We start from the raw sequence: 7,035 nt of genomic DNA on the forward strand, positions 1-7,035 counted from the left end.
TAAACGACGATGCAGGTGGGACCGTGGTCCCATAGAGAGTATTCAGGCCAGTTATTTTTTCTGGCCTGTGAGAAAGGAAATGAAGTAAAGGGAGATAACCGTAGACTAAAGCGTGTCCGCATCAAACTCCTAGTTTCTCAAGCTCCTTAAGAATGGCTTCTATTTTCTCTATACACTCCGCAGGAATGCGGGACCTATCCAGGTTAAGCACCATTTTATCGCCCTTGTACAATGCTGTTGCCCCTGGAGCAAACTGATGACGTGAGCTCAGATTAACTCTTGATGCGGAAGATTGTTTCAGTACGGATGTTAAAAGACTAATGACCTCTTCAGCTTCGAAGATTAGTCCCGCTTTCTTCTGATCGTGGAGAGTCTCAGCCTGCTGCTTCAGTAATTCTTCTTTATCTGCAAAAGCCTTCTGAAGGGCTTCACCTGACCGGGCAGACAGTTCTCCAGGATGTGCAAACAGGGCAACAACGGATTTAGGCAGTTTGGCCGTATTGATACAGCGGGTAATGATCTTACGAGAGATGTTTTCCGCATCGGCAAGTGCAGAAATATTTCCAGCAAACTCATTCTGCAGCCGGCTTGTATAACGCAGACCACGTTCATAAGCACTCGTCGGCCGATAATCGTTACCCAGTCGGGACAATGCTGCCATCTGCTCATCGTCCAGTTCACCAACCAGAATGCGATAATCACTTTCCGTCAGGATTGCGGCTTTACGGCGACGGCTGCCGTCTGCAATTTCAATGACATCGGAAACCCGGCGGCCGAAAGCTGGAGTCTGCTGACCAGTCAGTAAAAATGAAGGAATGAGATCATCCAGAGCATCTTCGGTAAGTAGTTCCTGATCGCGCTCATTGCCTGACCATACGCGTGAAGCGCTCTCAACAGAGTCTCCCCGGAGCACTTCAAGGGTAAATTTTACTTCCCGTCCACATACCGGAAGAGAGATGGCATTACCGCGGGCCATAGCACCCACGCGCGCAATTAATGAATCCACCATCGGCGCAGCCGGCGCCGGTGATGAGGTATCTTCAGTCGATTGAGTATGTGTGGTATGTCTTGGAATGACAGGGGCACGCTTCATTATCTAATCTCCCAGCGTGGTTTAATCAGACGATCAAAAATCTCATCGCAAACAGGCTCCCAGATAGAGAGGGCATTACGCCAGGCACCTGTTGAAGAACGTTGATCGATAGCCTGTTCAAAAACGGTTCTCATACGGATCTGACCTTTACCGACTTCATCCGTTTCGCGCACAACATTTTTAAGGACCATGCTTCCCCAGGCATCCCGAATTTGTTCTTCCATCCACGGGGACTGCGAGCCGTTATTATTACTGTATTTGGTAAGCAGAATACGGACATCTGGCTCGAAGCCTTTAAGATCCACGTTCTTAAGCAGGTCACGAAGCATATCGAAAAACTGCAGTGCGGAGGTGTAGTCGAACAGCTCTGCCGGAGTAGGGACAATCAATACATCAGCAGCGCATACAACATTTATCGTACCGATACCAAGGTTGGGTGCACTGTCGATAACAATCACGTCATAATCATGAGCGACCGTTTCAATGGCCAGACGGAGCATCAGGTGCGGGTCAGCAGGTAATTTGCCTTCGTCAAATTTCCCCATCAGCTCAGTTTCAATGCGGTGCAGTGCCAGACAGGACGGGATGATATCAAGGCCAGGCCAGCAGGTGGGCTTTATAGCGTAGCTGGCATCATCCTTTTCCCCAAGATAAAAGGGCAGGAGAGTGTCCTCAGCATGAATATGAAGATCGGGCACCCATCCGTGATACATAGAAGCCGTTCCCTGTGGGTCATTGCCTTCAACGAGAAGAACACGGAGTCCTTTCAGGGCTAGGTCCTGAGCTAGGTGAACAGAAACGGAGGTTTTGTAAACCCCCCCTTTATGAGCCGCAACCCCGATCACCGGAGGGAAAGCATCTTCTGCACGCCGCAGTCGGGTACCGAACACATCCCGCATATGATTGATTTGTTCGATGGTATAACCAACACGTTGTTCAACTCTGCCACGGGTTTCCATATCAGGGTGAGGTAACCGGCCGGCTTTCTCTGCATCCCTGATTGCCTGAGAAGAAACGCCAACCAGATCCGCCGCTTCACCAATTCTCCAGCGGCGGGTGATCTTCCTTGCTTCCGGACTGTCGTCATTAAACTGCGCAATGGCGATAGCCTTCGTCATCTCATGTCCAGCAGTAATGCACTGGTTAAGTATATCCATCAGTCCCATTCTGAGCATCCTTTAATCATCACTTTGCATCATTTTATTAAATCTTGGGATTATTTGCAAAGCAACAATAAAATCGCAAAGTCATCTGAAAATTGCAAAGCTGACTGTAATGAAAGCTGTAAACCGGAGAAGAGAGGCTCAATCACATACCGCAGTCAATATTTCTCACTGCCGCTCGCCGCAGTAAGCGATCTCACGCAGTGAGGAAGTGGAAAAGCACAGAGACTGCAAAAAGCACGAACGCTACGATGCCGGATACTTCTCCGGATTAGTCTATCTTCATGAAGTTGACTGTGATATGTGAAAAATTGACTATGGTATGAAACTAAAAGCCGAGGGCTGGTCAACAACAAAAGAAGATTCTACATATCGCAGTCAATATTTAATGTTAAATCAGGGAGAGTTACTCATGCGGCATTCAGATTACCCTTGCAGAACCCTGAATGTGGTGGGGTAGATCTGGCTGGGGATTAACGTTATTCATTGCTTCGATCCAGTAATTGATCCCAAAGAGATCATATTGAGATCCTAAAGAGATCCCCGGATCGCTGCAGCAGGCGCTGTAACTGGCTTGAACGTCATACTGGATCGACTGTGGAATGTAAAAAGTTGACTGCTGTATGCGAAATCTAATACTGTGATATGCAACGGTATTTACTGAGGTATGTATATCCGTTGACTGCGATACGTATAACGACATTCTTTTGTGGATAACCGTTGAGGATCAAGATGACGAGCGAAAATAACAGCTTACCTCTCAATCTTCAGGAAGTGGACAAGACAACCGGCGAAGTTGTTAAGCTGGATGTCAACAGTACCAGTACTGTGCAGCCGGTAGCGCTCATGAGGCTCGGTCTCTTCGTTCCAACCCTGAAATCAACCTCCAGGAGTAAGGCAAACCGTAAAAACGTCACAGATGCCACTGAGGAGCTCGTACAGCTGTCCATCGCCAAAAGCGAAGGGTACACCGACGTTAAGATCACCGGTTCGCGTCTTGATATGGACACGGATTTTAAAGTCTGGCTCGGGATCATTCGCTCGATGTCTGAGTATGGGGTAAAAAGTGACACTCTGGAGCTGTCGTTCGTTGAATTCGTTAAGATGTGTGGATTTGACTCACGGCGCTCAAACAAGAAAATGCGGGATCGCATCAGCAATTCCCTGTTTAAACTCGCCTCGGTTACCCTGAAGTTCCAGAGCGAGACCAAAGGATGGACCACCCATCTGGTGCAGTCAGCCTATTATGACATCAACGAGGATATCGTGGAGATCAAGGCTGAACCCAAGCTCTTTGAGCTTTACCATATGGACAGGCGGGTCCTGCTTCGGCTGAAAGCCATTGACGCCCTGCAGCGGAAGGAATCTGCCCAGGCGCTGTATACCTACATCGAGAGCCTTCCCCAGAATCCCGCACCTATCTCCATGAAACGTATGCGGGACCGGCTGAATCTTACCTCAAATGTCTATACGCAGAACCACACGGTCCGAAAGGCTATGGAGCAACTTCGGGATATCGGCTATCTGGATTACACCGAGTTTAAACGTGGCCGGGCGACTTACTTTAGCGTTCATTATCGCAATCCCAAACTCATCAGCGGGACGGTGAAGGTACCGCGCAAGGAGGAAGAAGAGAAGGCGCCGGAGCAGAATTATGACGAAGTCATCAAGGCACTGAAGGCTGCGGGCATCGATCCGCAGAAACTTGCTGAAGCGCTATCGGCGATGAAGCCGGAAAATTGACTGCGATATGCATTACCATGACTGCCGTATGCATACGCAATTAGTTATTGACTGTGAGGTGCATCACGCATACTACAGTCAATATTCGCTCTCCTTCCTGCAGGTAAGGATCGGACAATATTGACTGCGGTATGTCATTTATGGCCAGAATATGCTGATATTGACTGAAGCATGCAAGTTTGACGAGGGTGTTACCCGACCAATTGAGAGCTCTCCACGTGACTGCATCCCACAGTCAATATTTCAGTAAATCCCCGGTGCGCACTGAATGAAGCCACTCAGCAGAGCGTTGATTCCGGCATTGCCATACAAGAGCTGCTAAAACCAGTCCTCCGAAGTTCGTTAATCCTATCGTACCCTCAGCCAGCTTCGCACTGATATCTGCAATCATGAAGAGGAAACCTGATGGCTGTCAGAAATGGCCCGGGACGCAGTCACCGACGATATACTGAATAACGACCTGGCTTACCCGGTTGGAAAGGCCCTCAGGTATATCCCCTGTAACTTGCTGATATCCGGATCGCAGTAAGTTTTATTGTCTGCGGTATGAAGATGTCAGCTGGTCACCAGAGGACCGGGGCTCCTTAATACGAATGATGTCATGGTGCAATGAGAAGGTGAGGGGACACGGGATGCGGTATGAATATTTCTCTCCAGACCCGGACGGAATGATGCCCGGGTCATACTGGATAAGCGTAACGCTTCTGCAGCCGGCAGGGTGAGAGACTCAGAAGCGACTGACTGACTCTGCCTCGTCTGGAATGCGTTTGTCTTTATCTCCTTCACTAAGTGGCAAAGCCCCGGCCGCCTGCCCGACAATCTCAGCCGGCCGGTGGCAGGGAGCGAAGGATCTCCGCGGCATCTCGACCGTCAGCGGTAAAGGGAACGGCCAGGGTGGCAGCCATGTCCAGCGCAAATACCCGGGTATAGACTTCCATCGAGCGCGGATCCTTATGCCCGGCCAGCGCCTGGATGACCTTCCTAAGCTGCCGGTGATAAAGCATGTGCATGATATAGCTGTGCCGGAAGGTATGCGGCGTCACGGCGATCGAAAAATGCACGCCATCAGCTTCAGCCCGCTTCACCGCCTGTTTCAGCCAGTTGCGCATTGTCTCATCCGTGACCGGCCATAACGGCTCCCGCCGGCGGGGCGGGTGGTGACCATCCAGCTTTCCATCTGACGCACAAAACTGGCATCCGTCAGCGGTACCAGTCGCACTTCATCTTTTGGGGGACGCCCGCGGCGTGCCCGTACTTTCTCCGACAGCACCCGCACAAAAGGCCGCAGACCATCCAGGTCGAAGGATTCCGGGGTGAGCGTCCGGGCTTCGCCGATACGGATCCCGGTATTCCACATGGTGGCGAACAGCATATGGTGACGCTGGTCCGGCATGTACCAGAGGAGGGCGCTCACTTCCGGCGCCAGGAGGTAAGCCGGCGTGGCACCTGTTGAGGTGGCCATCCGCCGGAGTGCCACCGCGGTCGCAAAATCAACGCCCGGGGCGATCGGCAATAACGAAACGCGTTCTGGTGAATTCTGCAGGGGAATGATGTTGTTCATCGGCTATTTTTCACGTAGCGCACTCACTGGTCATAGATACAGTTATTCTGGCCTGAAAGGTCAGATCCTGCCATCACAATAAATCGCAGCGCGCGGATCCTTTTATTGTCTTATCCCGCATTGTTGCGGGTAAAACCAAATGCGTAAAGGATCCTTTTTCAGCGCCGAACCACGCTGAAGCCAGTCATGACGCGGGCTGAGGAGCGTTTTACGGTTTTTGGGAGAAATGGGGTAATGCCAGGACAAACAGCTATGTTGACACTGGCATAAATGGAGACGAGAAACGCCTACCTTCCAGATGCGATCGGCAGGAATGATCTTTAACATGTTCCGTCTGTGGTTGTGTAAGGGCAGCCAGTACGGCAGTGACGACTGGCACCGCTTCTGCGGGCCAATAACCTGGCACCGAGCTTGAGCCGGTGTGGCAACTGCCAGGATAATGCGGTGGCCGAATTGTTCTTCAGTTCACTGAAAAAAGAACGCATTAGTAAGAGAACATACCAAACCGGGATCTGGCCCGGGCGGATGTCTTCGATTACATTGAAGTGTTCTACAATCGGACCCGGCGCCACAGTCATCCCGGCGGCGTCAGTCCGGAGGCCTTCGAACAGGCCTCGTCGTGAGGACAGAATTTGTCTACAGGCATGGGGTCAGTCCATAGTTACATCTAATGTATCCTATGAACCGAGCGTATTTTCCCCATTAAGGGAAGTATCTTTTTTTGAAATTCCCGTAAAACGGGAATGATAAGATAGAAAAGTTACTTTTGTAGTTGAGCATTTGCATTAAGACGCATGCACGTTAGAACCGCGTCAGATGGGACCCCTGGATTTCGGGCCAGTATGACGGACAAGAGGAAAAGACCTAAGCGAAGGCAAGCGGCAGGATCAATAATAATTTTATGTATAAAATTAATGTCTCTCTCGTCTTTGTTGATAGCTACAACTCCCCCCTCCATCATTGCTGTGGATTTACCATCAAAAGTAACTTTTACGTTTTTGTAGACTTGCTTATTATGGTGCTTTGTTTTTTTATGTTTCAGAACAGCCTCATGAGTAAGGCGAAGAAACGCCATACACAAGGTGATCACTTCATCATCACTCAGCTTTGTTGAAAAGGCCTTTTGACCAGTCCAGTCAAAACTTCCCGGCTTCGATACTAAAGGCCCCGCAAGGATAAGATTCACACTGCCATTTGTCTCAGAAAAATTGAGCTCAAGTGCTGTCTTACCGGAATTAAATACCTTTTCATTTCGGTAAGGTTGATGCTGTGGTACATCGTTATTTATATTTTCCACCAAATATGTCCTTCACCTTCGTTGATTAAATTCTTCACCAGACCAATGTAGGTATACCCTCTAGGTTGCTTCATCGCAAAAATATAAGCACTGGTCTCCAGCATTAGATAGTCTCCCGAGGGAGCACCAGGAGGAACCTCTGTAGAGGCTTTGTTGAATAAATAAGATTTCTTGCGAA

At 49.7% G+C, this 7,035-nt stretch carries 4 protein-coding genes and 3 pseudogenes; 2 read left to right on the forward strand and 5 right to left on the reverse strand.

The window, feature by feature from the left end; all coding sequences use genetic code 11:
• Nucleotides 1-121: 121 nt before the first annotated feature.
• Nucleotides 122-1,093, reverse strand: coding sequence for a ParB/RepB/Spo0J family plasmid partition protein (locus HMPREF3140_RS02890; RefSeq protein WP_004117790.1), 972 nt, complete (start codon nt 1,091-1,093; stop codon nt 122-124).
• On the reverse strand, nt 1,093-2,259 hold the full coding sequence (sopA, locus tag HMPREF3140_RS02895) for a plasmid-partitioning protein SopA (RefSeq protein ID WP_023287153.1): 1,167 nt from the start codon (nt 2,257-2,259) through the stop codon (nt 1,093-1,095). The genes HMPREF3140_RS02890 and sopA overlap by 1 nt, the downstream gene beginning before the upstream one ends.
• Nucleotides 2,260-2,988: 729 nt before the next feature.
• On the opposite strand from sopA, the gene HMPREF3140_RS02900 reads away from it, so the two are divergent.
• Nucleotides 2,989-3,999: a RepB family plasmid replication initiator protein gene (locus HMPREF3140_RS02900; protein WP_017900946.1), complete on the forward strand. Its 1,011-nt coding sequence runs from the start codon at nt 2,989-2,991 to the stop codon at nt 3,997-3,999.
• A gap of 821 nt (nt 4,000-4,820) precedes the next feature.
• Here HMPREF3140_RS02900 and HMPREF3140_RS02905 read toward each other — a convergent pair.
• Nucleotides 4,821-5,560, reverse strand: a pseudogene (locus tag HMPREF3140_RS02905) (tyrosine-type recombinase/integrase).
• A gap of 346 nt (nt 5,561-5,906) precedes the next feature.
• On the opposite strand from HMPREF3140_RS02905, the pseudogene HMPREF3140_RS26845 reads away from it, so the two are divergent.
• A pseudogene (locus HMPREF3140_RS26845) lies at nt 5,907-6,183 on the forward strand (IS3 family transposase); the annotation flags it as partial.
• A 137-nt stretch (nt 6,184-6,320) separates the two neighbouring features.
• Here HMPREF3140_RS26845 and HMPREF3140_RS02910 read toward each other — a convergent pair.
• Nucleotides 6,321-6,857 (reverse strand): hypothetical protein, encoded by a 537-nt coding sequence (locus HMPREF3140_RS02910; RefSeq protein WP_023288364.1) that lies wholly within the window; start codon nt 6,855-6,857, stop codon nt 6,321-6,323.
• Nucleotides 6,845-7,035: pseudogene (locus tag HMPREF3140_RS29080) on the reverse strand (hypothetical protein); the annotation flags it as partial. The pseudogene HMPREF3140_RS29080 and the gene HMPREF3140_RS02910, both read right to left, overlap by 13 nt.

Origin of the sequence: Klebsiella sp. HMSC16A12, assembly GCF_001808265.1 — a bacterium.
Lineage (GTDB): Bacteria > Pseudomonadota > Gammaproteobacteria > Enterobacterales > Enterobacteriaceae > Klebsiella > Klebsiella pneumoniae.